At 56.9% G+C, this 19,022-nt stretch carries 19 protein-coding genes and 1 pseudogene; 9 read left to right on the forward strand and 11 right to left on the reverse strand.

Going from position 1 to position 19,022, the window contains the following annotated elements; all coding sequences use genetic code 11:
- Positions 1-146: 146 nt before the first annotated feature.
- The 7 genes and pseudogenes from NB069_RS17090 to NB069_RS17120 all read left to right on the forward strand — a co-directional run bounded on the left by NB069_RS17090 (position 147) and on the right by NB069_RS17120 (position 4,281).
- Positions 147-602 carry an Imm63 family immunity protein gene (locus tag NB069_RS17090; protein ID WP_250585471.1) on the forward strand — a complete coding sequence of 152 codons (456 nt, stop codon included), beginning with the start codon at positions 147-149 and terminating at the stop codon, positions 600-602.
- A gap of 96 nt (positions 603-698) precedes the next feature.
- On the forward strand, positions 699-1,034 hold the full coding sequence (locus tag NB069_RS17095; RefSeq protein ID WP_250585473.1) for an immunity protein YezG family protein: 336 nt from the start codon (positions 699-701) through the stop codon (positions 1,032-1,034).
- Positions 1,035-1,099: 65 nt separating this feature from the next.
- A complete protein-coding gene (locus tag NB069_RS17100; protein ID WP_250585475.1) occupies positions 1,100-1,348 on the forward strand; it encodes a hypothetical protein in 249 nt (82 codons plus the stop codon).
- Between the two features lie 47 nt (positions 1,349-1,395).
- Positions 1,396-2,577: pseudogene (locus NB069_RS17105) on the forward strand (VENN motif pre-toxin domain-containing protein); the annotation flags it as partial.
- Positions 2,564-2,818 carry a hypothetical protein gene (locus NB069_RS17110; protein WP_103180829.1) on the forward strand — a complete coding sequence of 85 codons (255 nt, stop codon included), beginning with the start codon at positions 2,564-2,566 and terminating at the stop codon, positions 2,816-2,818. The pseudogene NB069_RS17105 and the gene NB069_RS17110, both read left to right, overlap by 14 nt.
- 261 nt (positions 2,819-3,079) lie before the next feature.
- Complete coding sequence (locus NB069_RS17115) at positions 3,080-3,436, forward strand: hypothetical protein (protein ID WP_250585479.1); 357 nt, start codon at positions 3,080-3,082, stop codon at positions 3,434-3,436.
- Positions 3,437-3,720: 284 nt separating this feature from the next.
- Positions 3,721-4,281 carry an Ail/Lom family outer membrane beta-barrel protein gene (locus tag NB069_RS17120; protein ID WP_250585481.1) on the forward strand — a complete coding sequence of 187 codons (561 nt, stop codon included), beginning with the start codon at positions 3,721-3,723 and terminating at the stop codon, positions 4,279-4,281.
- Positions 4,282-4,382: 101 nt separating this feature from the next.
- Here the strand turns inward: NB069_RS17120 and NB069_RS17125 are convergent, their stop codons facing one another.
- Positions 4,383-5,270 (reverse strand): LysR family transcriptional regulator, encoded by an 888-nt coding sequence (locus NB069_RS17125; protein ID WP_250585483.1) that lies wholly within the window; start codon positions 5,268-5,270, stop codon positions 4,383-4,385.
- Between the two features lie 68 nt (positions 5,271-5,338).
- Between NB069_RS17125 and NB069_RS17130 the strand changes: the two genes are divergently transcribed.
- Positions 5,339-5,971 (forward strand): short chain dehydrogenase, encoded by a 633-nt coding sequence (locus tag NB069_RS17130; RefSeq protein ID WP_284677020.1) that lies wholly within the window; start codon positions 5,339-5,341, stop codon positions 5,969-5,971.
- 37 nt (positions 5,972-6,008) lie between these two features.
- Here the strand turns inward: NB069_RS17130 and NB069_RS17135 are convergent, their stop codons facing one another.
- From NB069_RS17135 to NB069_RS17150, 4 genes are read right to left on the reverse strand one after another with little or no spacing between them, the layout of a single operon-like run.
- Positions 6,009-7,007, reverse strand: a complete 999-nt coding sequence (locus NB069_RS17135; protein WP_250585487.1) for a transketolase family protein — start codon at positions 7,005-7,007, stop codon at positions 6,009-6,011.
- Positions 7,007-7,852, reverse strand: a complete 846-nt coding sequence (locus tag NB069_RS17140) for a transketolase (RefSeq protein ID WP_250585489.1) — start codon at positions 7,850-7,852, stop codon at positions 7,007-7,009. Before NB069_RS17140 ends, NB069_RS17135 begins: the two co-directional genes overlap by 1 nt.
- A gap of 12 nt (positions 7,853-7,864) precedes the next feature.
- On the reverse strand, positions 7,865-8,614 hold the full coding sequence (locus tag NB069_RS17145) for an SDR family NAD(P)-dependent oxidoreductase (RefSeq protein ID WP_250585491.1): 750 nt from the start codon (positions 8,612-8,614) through the stop codon (positions 7,865-7,867).
- Positions 8,615-8,650: 36 nt separating this feature from the next.
- On the reverse strand, positions 8,651-9,982 hold the full coding sequence (locus NB069_RS17150) for an MFS transporter (RefSeq protein WP_250585493.1): 1,332 nt from the start codon (positions 9,980-9,982) through the stop codon (positions 8,651-8,653).
- 216 nt (positions 9,983-10,198) lie between these two features.
- Between NB069_RS17150 and NB069_RS17155 the strand changes: the two genes are divergently transcribed.
- On the forward strand, positions 10,199-11,119 hold the full coding sequence (locus tag NB069_RS17155) for a LysR substrate-binding domain-containing protein (protein WP_250585495.1): 921 nt from the start codon (positions 10,199-10,201) through the stop codon (positions 11,117-11,119).
- A gap of 95 nt (positions 11,120-11,214) precedes the next feature.
- Here NB069_RS17155 and NB069_RS17160 read toward each other — a convergent pair whose 3' ends face one another.
- From NB069_RS17160 to NB069_RS17185, 6 genes are all read right to left on the reverse strand, one after another.
- The gene (locus NB069_RS17160) at positions 11,215-12,594 is read right to left on the reverse strand and encodes an amidohydrolase family protein (RefSeq protein ID WP_250585497.1); all 1,380 of its coding nucleotides are present in this window, start codon (positions 12,592-12,594) and stop codon (positions 11,215-11,217) included.
- Position 12,595: 1 nt separating this feature from the next.
- Positions 12,596-13,552 carry a carbamate kinase family protein gene (locus tag NB069_RS17165; protein ID WP_250585499.1) on the reverse strand — a complete coding sequence of 319 codons (957 nt, stop codon included), beginning with the start codon at positions 13,550-13,552 and terminating at the stop codon, positions 12,596-12,598.
- Between the two features lie 119 nt (positions 13,553-13,671).
- The gene (locus tag NB069_RS17170; RefSeq protein ID WP_250585501.1) at positions 13,672-15,216 is read right to left on the reverse strand and encodes a xanthine permease; all 1,545 of its coding nucleotides are present in this window, start codon (positions 15,214-15,216) and stop codon (positions 13,672-13,674) included.
- Between the two features lie 11 nt (positions 15,217-15,227).
- Positions 15,228-16,643, reverse strand: coding sequence for a DUF1116 domain-containing protein (locus tag NB069_RS17175; protein WP_250585504.1), 1,416 nt, complete (start codon positions 16,641-16,643; stop codon positions 15,228-15,230).
- Complete coding sequence (gene fdrA, locus NB069_RS17180) at positions 16,643-18,184, reverse strand: acyl-CoA synthetase FdrA (RefSeq protein ID WP_250585506.1); 1,542 nt, start codon at positions 18,182-18,184, stop codon at positions 16,643-16,645. The genes NB069_RS17175 and fdrA overlap by 1 nt, the downstream gene beginning before the upstream one ends.
- Positions 18,185-18,289: 105 nt before the next feature.
- Positions 18,290-18,895 (reverse strand): ankyrin repeat domain-containing protein, encoded by a 606-nt coding sequence (locus NB069_RS17185; protein WP_250585508.1) that lies wholly within the window; start codon positions 18,893-18,895, stop codon positions 18,290-18,292.
- Positions 18,896-19,022 lie beyond the last annotated feature (127 nt).

The following is a 19,022-nucleotide window of genomic DNA, read 5'->3' on the forward strand; positions in this document are numbered from 1 at the left end:
GCTAATCCGGGACTTTGATAAGCCTTTTCCATTCGGAAAAGAAGAGATAATTACTATTTTAAAAATCAGTGTGTTAGGTTTACCTGCGGGGATAGTGTTCTGGATTTTTGGTATCCGTTAGAAGTATATTCGCGAGGTTCGCTGATATGTTAGTCAATATTAATGAAATACAAAGACAAGCTGATGAGATGATTTTACGAGCAGGCTTTCCAAAACATTCAGTGAATCTGTGTTCTGCTCCCTATGGCGATGGCACCCCCTATATTTCATTCGAAAATGATTTATATAACTATATTTATTCAGAAAGAGGGTATGAGTTCTCCCGAAAAGTCACTCACTCTTTGAATACGCTGCTTTATTGGATTATGTCCGAATTCGCCTGTCAGATTGCCTACCAATATAAGTTAGATCACAGGGTTGAAGAGAGGGATGGACGGCGCATCGCTTTTCCAAAATTTATTGAAATAATGGCGAATATGAACCCAATATGGGAGTTGGAAGCGCGATATGAAATTCAAAAAAATTACGGGAGCCACTCAGTACATCTTCAGTACACGGAGCATAATCATCTGTGTCACGCAACGTTAATTAAAACACATTGATTTGTAAAGATTTTAATAAAATTTTAGCCGAATCGGTGTATAGCGATTACGGGCACAAATATTGCCCTCTTTGAGCAAATTTATCTGTCAGGAGGAATGATGCGTGAATCCCAGAATATTTATAATGACATTGGTTCAGTACTGCTCTCGATCGCACCTGATACTGCGGAAAAAATCATTCTGTGTGCTACGTTAGATCCGGAAAGTGACTGTGGTGAGTTTACTTATGACTATATAGATAAACAGGGTAACCAGCACTGGATCACTGAAACCGCAGATGCCAGTGCAAGACTTTTAGATCTTTTAGTCGAACTAAGAAATTTCTTTGTTGATAACTTTAAATCACAAGAAAAGCCATTCTGGCATGGGTGTGAAGTAACGATAAACATTGAAACACTGAAAATAAATATCGACTTCAAGTATGAGAGTTAACAAACAGTCTCTCGCCCCTGCCGGCGGGATGTTGGGTTTACGTTAGTAATAAGGGGAAAGGGTCTATGACTCACTCGCATCATTTGATTAAAATTATCGCTGATATGGCCATTTTCCTTGAATTCACTGGCGAAGATTCGCTCTGTCCCGATGCCGCTGTGGAAATGCTGGAACATATTGCCGCCGAGCTTCAATTATTAACGGACGATGAGAAAGGGAGCATTATCGATTCCTTTGCAGAAATTGCAAAAGCCTATCGGGGGAATGAGTCCGACTTTGTCAAAGATCTGCCCGATACCTTTGGTTTGCGTTGACCAGTAGTTGTCAGCCAGGCGCTATAAGGAGAAAGAGCAGGAGCGATCCCAGTGCCGCCCTCGCAGGCGGTGCTGCGCCATACGTGGCGGAGGTGATTGGTCATTACAGCGGTCTGAACGACGAGGGCAAAGTTGCCGCGCACGCGGTGGTCAACGCTGCGCTGGCCGCCGCCCAGGGACAAAACGCGCTGGCGGGTGCCGCCGGTGCCGCCACGGGCGAGCTGGTAGGGATGATCGCCCTCGAGATGTACGGCAAATCTGCCGATAAGCTGGACGAAACGCAGAAGCAGACGGTCTCTGCGCTGGCGACACTGGCGGCGGGCTTATCGGGTGGGCTGGTAGGCGACAGTTCTGCTTCCGCTGTGGCGGGGGCGCAGGCGGGTAAAACGACGGTTGAGAATAATTTCCTTGGTTCTACATCTTCAGACAAACTTGACAAAGCCGTTGAGAAAATTAGGAACGGTGATAAGACGCTAGCGACAGCCAGTGAGCTAATTAAGTTGGAAAATTCTGACAAACGCAGTGATGCATTGGTTGCAAAATTTACTAAAGATCCATCACAGATGAGCAGCAATGAACGGGCTGAATTGGCAGGTTACTTACGTGTTTACGCATCAGAGATGGAGAGGGAATACGGTTCTGCTGTTTCGCAAGAACTGGTCAAAGGTTTGCTCTCCGGACAGGATTACATGAAACGTAACCCTGACTCTGAGGCCATGTCTAAGGCTCAGACAATCATGAATACCTGGGGCTACCATAAATCGAATGCCAGCATTGGCGACGCACCTGTCATGTTCGGGGGCAGCGTGCTGGGCATTACTGTGAAAGGTATGGCCGCTAATGCTGCAATTGGTATTGGAGTAAATACGGGTGTGCAACTGGCAGGAAAGGATCCTTTAAGTTATGTGGACGCAATCATGGCGGGAGTAACAGCCGCAGCAACAACGGGGAAAGGTATTCTGGTTTCAACTCCTATAAATATGGGTGGTGCGGCAATAGGTAGTAGTATTAAAGGTGAAGATCCAACTAACTCAACTATTGGCGCCGGAGTTGGCTCTCTATTTGGTGGTGGTATTGGCAAAGTGGCAACCGAGCAGCTAAAACCTGTTATAAAAGAAGGTAGTGCTGAAATAATTGGAGCAGCTACGGGGGCCACTGTGGGAGAGGTTTCCGGCAATAAAGTTAAAGATAAACTTGACAATGCAGGAAAGAAAAATGGAAAAAATTAACATTAAGGATTTGGTTAAACTGGTTTGCATATGTGTAAGCATATTGTTTATTGCGGTAGTCATCGGCTATCTAATCGTTTCAGTAATCGTTTATTTTAAAATAAATGTATTTGAGTTCGATTGGAGAGAAGCTTTCAGTGATGCCTTAAGGAAAGGTATCGCTGGCGGCTTAATACTTGCTTTCGGCATCTGGATTAAAGCCAGGTTACAAGAGCGTAAAAAGAAAAAAAGAAGCAGATAAAAAGACTATGAGGTATTAACGGGCTACCCACTGGCAAACGCGTGGCAGAAGAAGTATGGTTCAATACCAGCGGGCTATCGCCTGGTGCCCAAAATTCCGTTTGTAGTGGGTGGCGAATATGAGCCAGATAATCTTTATTTAGAAAAATCGACAGTAGCAATGCAAGCAAGAGCCAATATTGCATTGCAAATAAGAGACGTTCCTGATGGTAGCAACGTGCAGCTAAGGTTAATTGACAAAGACTAATACAGGGAGTCGCAAATGAAAATATTCCCCATCCTGTTCTGTTTCATGCTCTGCGGCTGTGTTGTTGGCAATATGGATTCAACCGACTATCAATACGTGCGCTATGCGCAAACGTTTCAGAAGCCGGGTGCAGGCGGTTACACCGATAATGAACAGCGTAAAGCCGATCTCTACAGCTGTGGTGTACCTAAAAACGCCAATCTTGACGATGGCAGCTGGAACGGCGGCAGCTCTCGCCCGGAGGAAACGCTTCAGGAGGTGGTGGCAAGAAACGATAAAATCTCAGGCTGCATGAAAAGTAAAGGCTACAAGGTCTACGGATACGATGCGTGCGGCCCGCTTAAAGCGCCGACCGGCCTTTGCCCTAATTAATATGACCAATAACAAAGCGCCATGGACAGGTTGCGAAATGATTGTTGAAATACCCACAGAGAAAATAAGCATCAGCCCTAAATATGATGAATAATTGTGGTGCCCTACCAATATAGGGGAGGCAAATTCCAGGACTATTCCGGTCTTTAAGATTATTCCCTATTTTATCCCCCACCAAAAAAACCAACAATTTTATCGCCTTAATTTGCAGTGGAATATCTCCCGCCTGATGGATGAGGAGATAGGGCATTACACATAAAAAATGACAACAAGGATTACGGAAAATGAAAAAACTCTCTCTGGCGGTATGCGTTGCGGCGAGTCTGGCAAGCGGTACTGCTCTGGCGGATAATCAGACTGTTTCTGTGGGTTATGCGCAGAGTAACGTTGAAGACTTCAAAAATATCCGCGGCGTGAACGTTCAGTATCGCTACGAGTGGGATTCCCCGGTCAGCCTGATGGGTTCATTTACCTATATGAGCGGCGATCAAGACCAGCATTATTATCTGGCGTCCGACTCCATTAAAAACCACGTCGAAGTGAAATATTACTCCCTGATGGCAGGCCCGGCATATCGCCTGAATGATTTCGTTTCCCTGTATGCGCTGGGCGGCGTGGCGCGCGTGAAAGCAGACGGTCACACCACCTGGGTGAACGGCGGCGACAACTATACCCAGCGCGACGGCATCGATGAGAAATCCACCTCTTTCGCTTACGGCGCGGGCGTACAGTTCAACCCAACGCCTGAGCTGGCAATCAATGTCGGTTACGAAGGCACCACGGCCGACCTGGGTGATGATTACGGGATCGACGGCTGGAATGTGGGTGTGGGTTATCGTTTCTGATTGGTGCGGCCTGATGCCCTCACCCCGGCCCTCTCCCACAGCGAGGGGGTGAAAACCACCGCACCATCCCGTAGGCCCGGCAAGCCCAGCGCCGCCGGGCGTTACAGGCCGCACTGAGCCTGCATAATATGCTCAATAAACCGCGTGAGTTTCGGCAACGGGCGTAGATCCTGACGCCATAACAGGTGCACCGGTCGGGGCTGGGGTGTGTAACCTTCTAACACGCGAATCAGCCGTCCATTCGCCAGTTCGTCCGCCACCAGCACCTCCGGTTGTAACAGTAACCCCGCCCCGGCAATCGCCGCCATCCGCAGCCCATACCCGTCGTTACAGCGCAGGATCGCATCGCGCTTCCAGCGCACTTCCCCTTCCACGCCCGGCAGCCGCCACTCGTTGCGCGCGGTCCAGACGGTATGGGAGAGACAAAGATGATCCACCAGATCGTCCGGGGTTTGCGGCGTGCCGTGGCGGGCTAAATAGTCCGGTGCAGCGCAGATCACCATCCGGTACGGGCAGAGGTATTTCGCCACCAGATCCTCGGTATGGATCTCGCCTATGCGGATCGCAAGGTCTACCCCCTCCTCCACCAGATCCACCATCCGGTTGGTCAGATCCAGCTCGACGCGCACCGCCGGGAAGCGCTGCAAAAAGGTGGCGGTCAGCGGGGCGATCACGCATCCGCCGAACGACGTAGGCGCGGTCACCCGCAGCGTGCCCGCCGGTTCGGTGCGTAAGCGCTCCACCGCGCTTTCGGCGATAGCAACCTGCTCCAGCACCCGCTTCGCCTCCTCAAACCAGACCCGCCCGGCGTCGGTCAGGCTCTGGCGGCGGGTGTTGCGCTCCAGCAGACGGGTACCGAGCTGGCTCTCCAGCCAGGCGATGTACTTGCCCACCATCACCGCCGACATCGACAGCCGGGATGCGGCACCGGTGAAACTGCCGCTCTCCACCACGGCGATAAAGGTTTCCATGCCGCGAAACTTATCCATATTGCAAACCTCTGGTTAGTAATGTTCTAACTTTAGCCCAGTTTATCCGGCTTATTGTTTGTTAAACAATGGGGGCTCACATCACAAAGGAGTCGGCTATGAAAATCGTCATTATTGGTGCCAGCGGTACGGTGGGTCGCGCAGTCACAGAAGAGCTGAGTCGTCGTCATGACGTCATTCGCGTGGGTCGCACTCAGGGCGATCATCAGGTGGATATCACCTCCCAGGCCAGCGTGCAGGCGCTGTTCGAGAAGATCGGCCCGGTGGATGCGATTGTCTCCGCCAGCGGCGGGCTGCACTTTGGCCCTCTGTCGACCATGACCGACAGCGAGTTTAACCAGGGATTGCAGGATAAATTGCTGGGCCAGGTGCGGCTGGCGCTCACCGGACAGCACTACCTGAATAAGGGCGGGTCGATCACTTTGATCAGCGGCATCGTTGCCCACGAGCCTATCGCCCAGGGGGTAAACGCCACCACGGTAAACGCCGCGCTGGAAGGCTTTGTCCGCGCCGCCGCCTGCGAGCTGCCGCGCGGGATCCGTATCAACCTGATTAGCCCGACGGTACTCACCGAATCGGCCGACGCCTACGACGGCTTCTTCCCGGGCTTTGCGAGCGTGCCCGCGGCCACCGTGGCGCAGGCCTATCGCCGCAGCGTGGAGGGGGTGCAGAGCGGGCGGGTGTATACGGTGGGATATTGAGGGTGAACGGGGCGAGTCCGTCTCGCCCCGGTTAAGGTCACAGCCTGCGACGGATTTTTTCCACCATCGCCGCGGTAGAAATGCCGTAGCGGTCGTGCAGGGTCGGCAGCGCCCCGGCGTCGAGGAAGGCATCCGGCAGCGCCACGGTATCAAAATCGACGTTAATCCGGTTGCGCATCAGCAGCGACGCCACCGCCTCGCACAGGCCGCCAACGCTGCTGTGGTTTTCCGCCACCACCACCAGCCGTCCTGGCTTCGCGGCCTGCGCCAGAATGGTCGCCTCATCCAGCGGCTTGATGGTAGGCGAGTGGAGCACCGCCACGCTGACGTTGTCCTTACGCAGCTGCTTCGCCGCCTCCAGCGCCCGCATGGTCATCAGCCCTGAGGCGATAATCAGCACATCGCTCCCCTCTTCCAGCAACGCGGCTTTGCCAATTTTGAACTGGTAGTTGTACTGGTCCAGCACCACCGGCACCTTGCCGCGCAGCAGGCGCATATAGACCGGGCCATCGTGCTCTGCCATGGCCGGCACCGCCTGTTCGGTGTCTATCGCGTCACAGGGATCGATAATGGTCATGCCCGGAATGCCGCGCATAATGGCGAGATCTTCAGTCGCCTGATGGCTCGGGCCGTAACCGGTGGTCAGCCCCGGCAGCGCCGCGCAGATCTTCACATTGAGGTGCTCTTCGGCGATCACCTGATGAATAAAGTCGTAGGCGCGGCGGGTGGCAAACACCGCGTAGGTGGTGGCGAAGGGAACAAAGCCCTCTTTCGCCATGCCGCCCGCGGCCCCCATCAGCAGCTGCTCTGCCATGCCCATCTGGAAGAAGCGTTCCGGGTGCGCCTGGGCAAAGATATGCAGGTCGGTGTATTTTGAGAGATCCGCCGTCATGCCGACGATCTCCGGGCGCTGCTCCGCCAGCTTCACCAGCGCGTGGCCGAACGGCGCGGCGCGGGTCTCCTGCCCCTCTTCAGCAATAGAGGCGATCATCGCCGAGGTGGTTAAACGCGGTTTTTGCTCGGTGGTCTGGCTCATCACTGCACTCCTTCCGGTTTGTTCGCGTCCAGCACCGCGAGCGCTTTTTGCCACTCGTCAGCGTCCACGCGGATAAAATGGTTCTTGTCGCGCTGCTCAAGGAAAGGCACGCCCTTACCCATCAGGGTGTCGCACAAAATCACCCGCGGCTGGTTCTCCGGGTAGCGTTTTGCGTTATCAAAAGCGGTGACCAGCGCCGGGACGTCGTTGCCGTTGACCCGCTGCACGTACCAGCCAAACGAGGTCCACTTATCTTCCAGCGGCTCAAAGCCAAGGATCTTGTGGGAGTTGCCGTCCGCCTGCTGGCGGTTGATGTCCACCAGCACGATCAGGTTCGACAGGCCGTGGTGGGCGGCGGACATCGCCGCTTCCCAGGTTGAGCCTTCGTCCAGCTCGCCGTCGGACATGGAGTTCACCACCCAGGCATTACTCCCCTTGTGCTTCAGCCCAAGCGCCATGCCTACGCCAATGCTCAGGCCCTGCCCCAGCGAGCCGCCGGAGATCTCCATGCCCGGCGTATAGGTGGCCATGCCGGACATCGGCAGGCGGCTGTCGTCGGCGCCGTAGGTCTCCAGCTCCTCTTCGGGAATAATGCCCGCCTCGATCAGCGCCGCGTAACAGGCAATGGCGTAATGACCATGAGAGAGCAGGAAGCGGTCGCGCCCTTCCCACTCCGGCTCATCAGGCCTGAAATTCATGCCGTGGGCAAAAGCGGTGGCCAGCACGTCGGCGTAGCCCAGCGCCTGTCCGATATAGCCCTGCCCCTGTACTTCGCCCATCCGCAGGGCAAAGCGGCGGATGCGCCACGCGGCGGCGGCGACCTGTTGAATCGTGGTATCAGTCATAATCCTGTCTCCTTAGTGGATCAGCATGCCGCCGTTGACGTCGAGGGTGATGCCGGTGGAGTAAGAGGAGAGATCGCTGCCGAGGAACAGCGCGGCGCGGGCGATATCCTGCGCGTCGCCGAGGCGGTTAAGCGGAATGCCTGCCAGAATGGCGGTTTTCATCTCGTCCGAAAGTTTGCCGGCGGTGATGTCGGTCTGGATCAGTCCCGGGGTGATGCAGTTAACCCGCACATTATCCGGCCCCAGCTCGCGGGCCATCGCCTTCGCCAGCCCCAGCACGCCCGCTTTGGCGGCACTGTAGTGCGGCCCGCCGAAGATGCCGCCGCCGCGCTGGGCCGACACCGAGGAGATGCAGACGATGCTGCCGGACTGCTGGCCGCGCATGGTGGGAATAACGGCCTGGGACATTAAGAGCGTGCCGCGCAGGCTGACATCCAGCACCGCATCATAGTTTTCCCGCTTAATATCCATCAGCTTGATGGGCTGGGTGATGCCAGCGTTATTCACCAGAATATCGATGCGGCCATATTTGCCCAGCACCTGCTCAATGGCGGCATTGACCTGCTGCTCGTTGCTGACGTTCGCCGCCAGCCCCAGATGCCCCTCACCCAGGCTTGCCGCCGCCTGCTTACTGGCCTCTGCATCTAAATCAATAATCACCACTTTCGCGCCCTGTTCGGCATAGAGTTTTGCCGTAGCGAACCCCAAACCGCGTACGGAAGCCGCGCCGGTAATAACGGCGACTTTATCTTTCAGTAGCATATAATTACTCCAAAATATTGAGAGGTGTTTAATTTATTATTTAGGCTCTTCCAGCAGCATAATCAGTAATAACCCAATGGCTGCGCAAACGCCGAAATAAATAAAGACGGAATTAAAACTTCCTGTTTTATCCAGCAGATAACCCGCCAGCATCGGTGAAACAAATCCGCCGAGATTACCGCCGCTATTAATAATCGACGCGGCAATCGGATAGGTTTTACTGTCCGCAATCGCCATGCCATAGGCGGTAAAAGCGGGCCAGCCAATATTTAAACAGAGCCCGACAAAAAACAGACCAATACAGACCGCAACGGTGCTTTGCGGAATATTGAGCATAATGACCATCATCAGAACGGTGCTGATGGCGGTAAACATCATGGTCGGTTTACGCCGGCGGCCGAGCAGCTTATCAGAGACGTAGCCGCCAAAAATTGCCCCGATAAACCCACCGATGCACGGCATACTCGCCACCAGCCCCATGCTCATAAAGGTAAAGCCTTTCTCTTTCACCAGGTAGAGCGGGATCCACGTCAGCAGGCCATAGAGCACGCTCACCATCATGAAATAGGCCAGACAGTCGCCAAGAATATTCTTCGAGGTGAACAAGCCTTTCACCGTGCTGACCGGGGCTAAATCCCGCACGCGGATGAGCCGGTCGAGGCGGGTAAACGACGGAGAGATCACGATATTTTCTCGTCTGGTATCGGGGGTCTCCTGTCCGGCGGTAATAGTTTTTAGTTCCGCCTCGGAGACAAAACTGCTCTCAGAGGGCCTCGTACGCACCAGCAGATACCACAGAACGGCAATGACCAGCCCGGGGATGGCGAAGGAGAAGAAGACCCACCGCCAGCCCCAGGTCATGGCGATCCACACCGCCAGCGGCGGCACCAGGATGGGGGCAAACATGGTGGCGGCAATATAGACGCCGGTGGCCGTGGCTTTCTCCTTTGGCGGAAACCAGTTATTGATGGTCGAGGCCAGCCCGACCGGGCACGGCCCTTCCGTCAACCCCAGCCCCAGGCGGATAAACTTCAGCCCCAGAACCGAGGTCGCGGTGCCCATCAGCCAGGTAAAGGCGGAGAAGCCAAATATCGACAGCGCCACCATGCCGCGAATACCCTTTTTGGCGATAAAAAAGCCCGCCGGGATCTGGCTCAGGGCATAGCCCAAAAAGAACATACTGGCAATCGCACCCGCCTCGAAATTATTGATATGAAACTCATCAATGATAAAAGGAAGCACCGCGCCAATATTTGTTCGGTCAGCATAGTTAATGGCATAAACAATAAAAATTAATGCCAGCACAACGAAACGGTAATTAGTTTTTTTAGTGGCTATGTAGGGTACATCTTGTTCTATACGAGACATGTTTTACCTCATTATTCGAACACCGTATGTCGTTTTATTTTTTACGTTCAACGTCAATATATCGGCTCACGAATGAAACGCCATTCAATAAACCTCATTTATTGCTGAGATAAATTTGATTCGCGATACAGCTCAAAAAAATAAGATCGTCCTGAAATTGCCCGCCCCGGCGCTCAATGTTATGTTTTTTATCATTAATCATGAAAGGAGCCGGTTATGACCGCCCAGGATCGCCAGACGCTCGCGCTGCCTTCCCTCAGAAATCTTCAGGCTTTTGTCGCGGTGGCCAACGCGCTGAGCATCCATCAGGCGGCCGAGCAGCTCAATGTCACCCCCTCGGCGGTGAGCCATCAAATCGCGTCCCTGGAGTCGTGGATGGGCAAGAAGTTGTTCATTCGCAGCGGCAAAGGGGTGCAGCTCACCCCAACGGGGGAAAAATATCTGCGGGAGGTGTCAGCGGCATTGAGCGCCATCGGGCGCGCCACCGATCAGATTATTACAGAGAAAGATAACGCCGTGCTGCGCGTCCACTCCTCGCCGACCTTCGGTTTATCCTGGTTATTACGCCGCCTCGGCAAGTTCCGCGCCGAATATCCCGACATCACCATTAATCTCACCTGCTCTTATGAAAACCTGCAGTTCGCCAGAGATAATATTGATATTGATATCCGTCACGGTATCCCGGACTGGGACGCCTACCGGGTGATGACCATAAAAAACGACACCCTGGTGGTGCTGGCCTCACCGGAGTATGCGGCGCAACATCCTGTCGGCACGCCCGCCGATCTGCTACATCAGTCGCTGATCTCCTCCACCAGTACCCTGGTGAACTGGGAAAAGTGGTTTGCCTGGCACAATATCGACAGGCCGTGGCTCAATTTCAGCCTGAGTTTCGACCGCTCCTATATGAGCTTCGAAGCGGCACGCATGGGGCTGGGGTTTATCCTGGAAAGCAAAATGATGGCCACCGATCACCTGCACGATGGCTCTCTGGTTCAGGTGCTGCCGGATGAGATGGGCATCGCCATTAATGCCCATCATCTGGTGATGCCGCACATGAACGAGCGCAGCTGGAAGATCCAGCAGTTTGTCGAGTGGATTGACCGGGAGTTGCGGCTGTCGGGGTATCATCTGTAACGCCGGGTGGCGGCTTCGCCTTACCCGGCCTACAAAATCTGCGGCCTGTTGCCCTCACCCCAACCCTCTCCCACAGGGAGAGGGAGAAATGCACATCACCCCACCGTTCCCCACACCAGGTTCCCGTTATGGAAGGTTGCGGTGCGTGGAGAGATGCGCGCCACCGCCTCGGCGGAACAGGAGGCGTCCACCAGCACAAAGCTGGCGGCATCCTGCGCTTTCGGCCATACGCGCTCACCTTTTTCGTTCAGCGGCAGCACGTCGCCGGTGGCGATACCCAGCGCGCGGGAGAGCGTCTGCTCGTTCGGGCGGATATAGAGCTGGGCATAGAGGTTGGCTTTTTCCAGCATGTCCCCCAGGCCATACGGCGACCAGTGGTCAATGACGCTGTCGGTGCCGGTCATAACAAACACACCCTTATCGCGCAGCTGTTTGAGCGGCATATGCAGGGTGCCAATCGGCACCGTGGAGGCGATAGTCACCTGCTGCGCCGCCATGCGGGTGGCGATCTCATCCACCTGCTGCTCGTTCATCGTCGCCAGCGCAAAGGCGTGGCTGATGGTCAGTTTGCCCTTCAGCGCCGGGGTTTTCTCCACGGTCTGCACCATGTAGTTCACCGCCGCTACGCCCGCCGGGCTGGTTTCGTGCAGGTGAATATCCACCCCTTTGTCGTAATCCAGCGCAATCTGGAACATCAGGTCGAGGGATTTCTCCATCGCGCCGTCGACGCTGGTCGGGTCCAGCCCGCCGACGTAGTGCGCCCCGGCCTGCATCGCCTCGCGCATCAGCTTTTCAGCGTTGGAGAGCAGTAAACCGTGCTGCGGAAAGGCCACGATTTCACAGTCGAAGCCAGGTTTACGCCGGGCCAGAACCGCCTGTAAATTTTCCAGATTCTTCAGACCGGACACCGGTTCGATATTGCAGTGGCTGCGGGCGATCGTGGAGCCCTTCGACTGGATGAGGTCGATCAGCTTTTCTGCCCGCAGCTGGGTGTACGGCTGCAGCTCCGGGAGCAGCTTTTGTTCCAGGCGGATCATGTCCTGAATGGTGGTCCCCGCCGGGCGGTTGAGCGAGCGCCACGGGCCGCCGTAGAAGGTTTTGTCCAGATGGATGTGCATGTCGCGCATCGCCGGTAACAGCAGTTTGCCGCCGCCATCGTAGTGCGACAGAGTGGCGTCGGCGTGGCTGTTGTTGTCGAGCAGCGCGGCGATTTTGCCGTCCTTGATCTCCAGCGTTTTCAGTTCGGTGCGGGTGCTGACGGCCACGTCGCCGTCGAAGCTAAACCCGGCCTCCAGCAGCACGTTATCCAGGTAATAGTGTGTCGCGGTGATGTTCATCGGTTTGCCCGTCTCGCAGGTCGGTTTTGCGGTGTCAGCAGCATACGCGACGGAGCCGGTCGCGCCAAACAGGGCGCAGGCGGTGACCATCTTGCCGCTCTGGCTGATAAACTCGCGACGGCTTTTATTTTCAGGCATCTTAGCTTCCTTCATTAACAATGTGGGTCCCGGTTTCCCCGCGCAGCGCGGCGGGCAGGCAGTCCGGCGAGGTGATGATCACGCGCCTGCCGCCGTGGTGTAAAAATTCCAGCGAGGCGACGATTTTCGGCAGCATACTGCCCGCCGGGAAGTGCCCCTCCTCCCTGTAGCGCATCATCTGCGCCACGTTGACCGTCTCCAGCGCCTGCTGGTTCGGCTTGCCGAAGTTAATGCACACTTTCTCCACCCCGGTGGTGATCACCAGCACATCGGCGCGGATCTCCCGGGCCAGCAGCGCGGTGGAGAGATCTTTGTCGATCACCGCGTCCACGCTCTGGTAGTCGCCCTGTTCGGTACGCACCACCGGAATGCCGCCGCCGCCCGCGCCGATCACCACAAAGCCTTTTTGCGTCAGGGCTTTAATGGCATCAGCTTCGACAATGCGTACCGGCTGCGGCGAGGCCACCACCCGGCGGTATCCGCGACCGGAATCCTCAACGAAATGCCAGTCGGGATGGGCCTGTTGCAGCTCATCGCGCTGGGCCTCGCTGAAGAACGCCCCGATGGGTTTGGTGGGATGGGTAAAGCCAGGGTCGTTTTTATCCACCTCCACCTGCGTCACCACCGTCACCGCCTTTTGCTCGCCGCGGGCGGCCAGGCGGTTATTCAGCGCCTGCTGGATCAGGTAGCCGATGCCGCCCTGGGTATCGGCCACGCAGTTGGCCAGCGGGGTGAGCGGCAGCCCTTCCCGCTCGTGGGCAATCTCCGCCCGGCGCAGATCCAGCCCCACCTGAGGGCCGTTGCCGTGGGTGAGCACGATGTCATAGTCCGATGCCAACATCTCCAGCACGGACTCGGCCACCGCTTTTACCGCCTGGGCCTGATGTTCAATCGACTGGCTGGCGTTATCTTTGATAATGCTGTTGCCGCCGATGGCGACGACCATGAGTTCTTTCATAGGTTTTCCTTCGCAACGGTGCGGTATGTTTCCCCTCACCCCTGCCCTCTCCCCAAAGGGGCGAGGGAGTTAACGTCCCCTCTCCCCTTTGGGGAGAGGGTTAGGGTGAGGGGTCGCTTTTAAGCTTCAGAAACCGGTGCCGCAGCGCTCGCGGCTTCCCGGCTATCCAGCACGTGCTTCACCACAAACATGCCGCTCATCATCAGGTAGGCCAGCACGAAGGTCAGGGAGCTGCCTTCCGCGAAGCCCACCACCGGCGCGTGGATCACCCCGAACAGCGCCAGCAACGCACCGACGGCGGCGGCAACGGCGCCGCGCAGCGGTTTGTTGACGATGGCGAAGATAGCGATACAGCCCCACAGCATGCTGGCGAGCGGCGCGCCGTTACCCAGATGCATCAGCCCTTCGTAGTAAATCCCTTTGCTGTGCAGCACGTCGGTGCCGATCTTCGCCGCATTAGTTCCCGCCGCCCCCATCACGCTGTTCATCATGGTCAGCGCCCAGTTGGCGATCCACGGGAACAGACAGATAAAGATGACGGGCACCTCCACTTTGGGAGTTTCCCTCACCACCTGGTTGGCGGTGACCACGCCGATAAAGACCAGGATCGGCACGATGGCGGTCATCGGGATGATGGCGAGCATAAAGGCCCCCAGCCCGAACAGCGGCACGATGAACATGGTGACGCCGGACGCCAGGGTATAGCCGATGCTCGCCCCCATCGCTTTCCAGCCCGCGTGGCCGACGTAGACCGTCACCGGGAACGGGTTGCCCATCAGGCAGCCGAGCATGGAGGAGAGACCGTTCGCCAGCATCACTTTACGGGTCGGGTACTCGTCCCCCGCCGCGTGGGCGCTCTCGATGTTCTCAAGGTCAAAGATGTAGTTCGCCAGCCCCAGCGGAACGGCAGAGGCGAGGTACGGCAGCGCGTGCGGCAGGCCCTGCATAAAGCTGTCGATATGCACTTCCGGCGGGTTAAAGCCGAAGGAGGACATCGACGCCTTAATCGCTTCCGGGCTTTGCAGGCCGGAGATCCACGCCAGGGCGGTACCGGCGATCAGCAGCAGCAGGCCGGTAGGAATGCGGGCGAAGATCGGCTTTTTGCCAAACCAGTTAATGAAGATAAGCAGCAGCACGATAAAGGAGACCGTCGGCGCTTCGAACGCCTGCAGCATCGGGTTCATCGCCAGCAGCAGCAGGCCCAGACCGGACAGGCACGACAGCAGCACGGTACGCGGGATCATCTTGCGGATGGTTTCGCCGAGGAACGAACCGCCCGCGAGGATCATCGCCTCCACGAAGCACCACACCAGGCCGATCTGGATGGCGAAGTCGGCGTCGCCGGTCTGCTGATAGACCGGCATCAGCACCAGAAAGGTGACGGTGAAAATCGACGGCGCGCTTGGCCCCGACGGCAGCGCGGTAACGTCGCTCCGCCCGGTCTGGCGCGCCATCTGCAGGCCAAACCACGCGTAGCAGACGCTCGCCACCAGCACCGCCAGCCCGAAGGCTGGGGCAATACGTCCATAAACAATCTCTTTCGGGATGCCGACGACAAAAATGAGCAGCCCCATCATGGTCAGCAGGTTCGTCAGGTTGTTGGTCATCAACCCGAAGTACGCCGCCCAGTCACCTCTTTTCCACTCCAGTTTCATGCTTTTCATGGATGCTTACCTTATAAGAAGTAGCGATCGCGGAAGGTCAACAGCGCCTTTTCAAAACAGCTAAACGGCGGGTGAACGATGCCCGCCCCAATCATGCCTATTCCCGCATCTTTGTGGGCAATGGCGGTATTAATAACCGGCAGAATGCCGCTGCCCGCGACTCGGGTGATGTCGATGGCGGTCGGGATGCCCATAAACGAGAGCAGCGGAATGGTGACGTTCGGGTTTTCACCCAGCGTGATTTCGCGCATCTGGCGGGAGAAGTCGATAGCCTCCTCTACCGTACCGCCGACCAGGGCAACAATCGCCGGTGCCGTCGCCATGGCAAAGCCGCCGATGCCGTAGGTTTCGGTGATGGCGCTGTCGCCAATGTCCAGCCCGGAATCTTCCGGCTTGTAGCCCGCAAACATCGGGCCAATCACCTGCTGTGCCGGGCCGGTGAACCACTGTCCCGGCATACCGGAGACGCGCAGGCCAAACTCGTAGCCGTTACGCGCCATGGTGGTGACCACGGTGCTGTACTCGATGCCGTGGGCAGCGTCCAGCGCGGCTTTACACATCGCCATCCAGGTCGGGCCGGAGAAGTAGTCGCTGCTGGCGACAAACTCAAACACCTGCCGCTGCTGCTCCACCGGGTAACCGGCCTGGATCAGCCCCGGCGTCAGGGCCTGAATCAACAGCGTGGTGCCCGCGTTGTTGCGGTTGTGACACTCGTCGCCCATATGCAGAGCCTGGGCCAGCATCAGGCGCAGATCGATTTCACCGATAATTTTCATCGCATCGCGCAGCATGGGGCCGAGCACGTCGCGCATCCAGTTCAGACGGTCGATGACGCTCTGGTCGTTGGCCCCCATACGCAGGATCTTCGCCATCTGCTCGCTGAGGTTGGTGAAGGCGCGGTTGCCGTAGGTTTTGTTCTCGACGATATGCATAAACATCGACGCCGAGGTGACGCCTGCCATCGATCCCACGCAGTCGTGCTCGTGGCACGGCGAGAAGGTGATTTGGCCTGAAGCCGCCAGCCGTGCCGCATCCTCCAGATCGGTCGCCAGCCCTTCAAATACCAGCGCCCCGGTTACTGCCCCCTTCATCGCCCCGCACATGTTCTCCCAGGCCACCGGCGGACCGGCGTGCAGGATGGTGGTGCGGGTCATGCCCGGCACGACGTTGATCGCCTGATCGAAGCCCACCAGCACCGGATGGGACTGAATAATGCGCTCCAGCGCGAGTTTGTTAGCGGCGGCAATTTTCTCCGCCAGCGGCTGCGCGCTAAGCTGATCCAGGGCTTCGACCACCTGCATATTGCCCTGCCCCGGCGGGGTCCAGTCGAGATGGGTGACCGGGACGTGCTGCTTCTTTAGATCGTCGCTGAACATTGCGATGCCAACGTTAATGACGTTCAGCGGCTGGTTAAATAAGGTGGTCATCAGGCTTTCTCTCCTTTGAAGACAAATTCACGTGCCAGTAATCCGGTGTTGGTGCTGCTGCTGGCCCAGATAACGCCCGCGTCGGTCAGGAGCTGGCACTGCTGGCTGAGGGACGGGGTATCCTGGTCGGTGCCGAGCACGTAGCCGAGAATTTCCAGCGGTCGGTTATCGGCCTTCGCAATCGCCTGCGCCTCTTTGATGGCGTCGATCATCACGCCGACGGGATCCTCGTGCGATCCAAAGCCGAGAACGAAATCCATCACGATCACGCCCACTTCCTGGTCGCGCGCCTCCTGCAGCAGGCGGCTGATGCGGTTGGTCGGGTCGATCATCGGGTGCGGTTTGCCGTTGGTGAAGTCGTCATCGCCAAAGTCGAGGAAGGTGTGGGCCTGGCTGACGTTGATGTCGCGCAGGCGTCTGGCCGGATCCGGCTGGATGTTGCTCCAGACGTCGTCGTATTTTTCCAGCGCGGCGAACATCGCTTCGTCGCACAGGGTGCCGCCGCAGAACAGGCCGCGAATGTACTTCTGCTGCGGGGTCAGGCGGGCGCGCACCTCTTCGATCAGCGGCCAGTTGAGCGGATGCAGATCCAGTGACTCTTTTTTGATCCCGGTAAGCAGCACCGCTTTCAGCGCCGCCTCTTTGGTGCCGCGGGCAAACTGCAAACCCTCTTCATCGGCGGGCGGTTCGTTGCGACCGAGGAAACAAACCACGACCGGTTTACGGCAGGCGCGGGCGCGGGCCAGGACTTTCTCTGCCACCGCTGGCGCAGGGGGCTTGGAGATAAGCGCAATCACCTGCGTGGCCTCGTCCGCCTCCAGCATCGCGATGGCGTCCAGCATCATCAGGCCGCCGATCTTCTCACTGAGATCGCGACCGCCGGTGCCGATCAGCTGGGAGATGCCGCCGCCGAACTCGTGGATGCGCGCGCTCAGCTCCTGGCTGCCGGTGCCGGAGGCCCCCACAATCCCAATCGGGCCGCGGCGTACCGCGTTGGCGAAGCACAGCCCGGCGCCGTTAATAATGGCGGTGCCGCAGTCCGGCCCCATCATCAGTAGCCCTTTGTCGTGGGCAAGCTGTTTCAGCGCCAGCTCGTCATCGAGAGAGACGTTATCGGAGAACAGCATCACGTTGAGATCGTTCTCCAGCGCCTGGCGCGCCTCGCGGGCGGCAAAGGTGCCGTTGACGGAAATCACCGCAAGATTGCTCTCCGGACGGTGGGTTTTGGCGCTGGCAATCGTGGCGTAGCGCGATTCATGGGAGCCCGCGCTCTCTTTGCGGGTGAACAGCGCCTCGATGGCGGCCAGGGTGTCGTCGTTGGCAGCCTCCCCTTTAATAACGATCATCAGGTCGCCGTTTTTGGCGTCTTCTAATTCCGGCGTCAGCAGGCCGAGATTTTTTAAGACGCCTTTATTCATTTCGGTCGCCATCGCCACGAACGCCTGCTCGACGCCCGGCAGTTTGTTGGCTTTGGTGGAAACCGACATCAGCGAAACAGAATCAAAATAAGTGTTCTTTTTTATGACGATTTTAGTGGGCATTACGTCCTCCTGAATGCGGGCAAAAGGGGGCCACATCACGCCCGACGGGGTGATGGCAAAAACGGTATTTATTTCAGGCCAGCGCGAAACGGCTGGCCGGAGGTATTACGCGCCGGCGGCGATCAGCAGATCGGCAATCTCGCTGAAGCCTTTTTCCCGCGCCAGTTCGAGGGGGGATTTGCCGTATTTATCGGTCATGTGCGGGTTGGCGCCGTGGTCGAGCAGCAGCTTAACGATGGCCTGCTGGCGAGGGCCGCCGTCGTTTAGCACAATGGCTTCCAGCAGCGGCGTCCAGCCTACAAAGTTGGTGTGGTTGACGTTGATGTCGGTGTGGGCCAGCAGCTCCTGCACCACCTCCAGATGGCCTTTCTCGCTGGCCGGGGTGATCCCCACCCCGCCAAAACGGGTCAGCCTGTCGAGGTCCGGCCTGGCCGGGAGCACCAGGCGCAGCAGGGTGAGATCGTTGGTCAGGCAGCTAATCAGGAACGGGTTAAAACAGGTCTGATCCTGCTGGTCGATATCGGCGCCTGCGGCAATCAGCTGCTCAACGCAGGCATAGTGTTTATTCAGGCTGGCAATAATAACGGCGGTTCTTTTCTGCCGGTTGGTGGCGTTGATATCCACCCCTTTCTCCAGACAGGCTTTTAATGCCCCGGTATTTCCCTGTTCGGCAGCTAACAGAAATTCGGTAACGAGTTCATTGTTGGACATTTCCACACTCCTGGTTTTCCTTTCTGATGGAGTGAGCATAGCAACGGCCTGGTCAGAAAAGAATCCGCTTAAAAATGATTCATCGACAGGCAATTCATTGTTGAGATAAATTTAACAGTCCGGTCAA

The organism is Leclercia adecarboxylata, assembly GCF_023639785.1.
In the GTDB taxonomy this organism is placed as follows: Bacteria; Pseudomonadota; Gammaproteobacteria; order Enterobacterales; family Enterobacteriaceae; genus Enterobacter; species Enterobacter adecarboxylatus_D.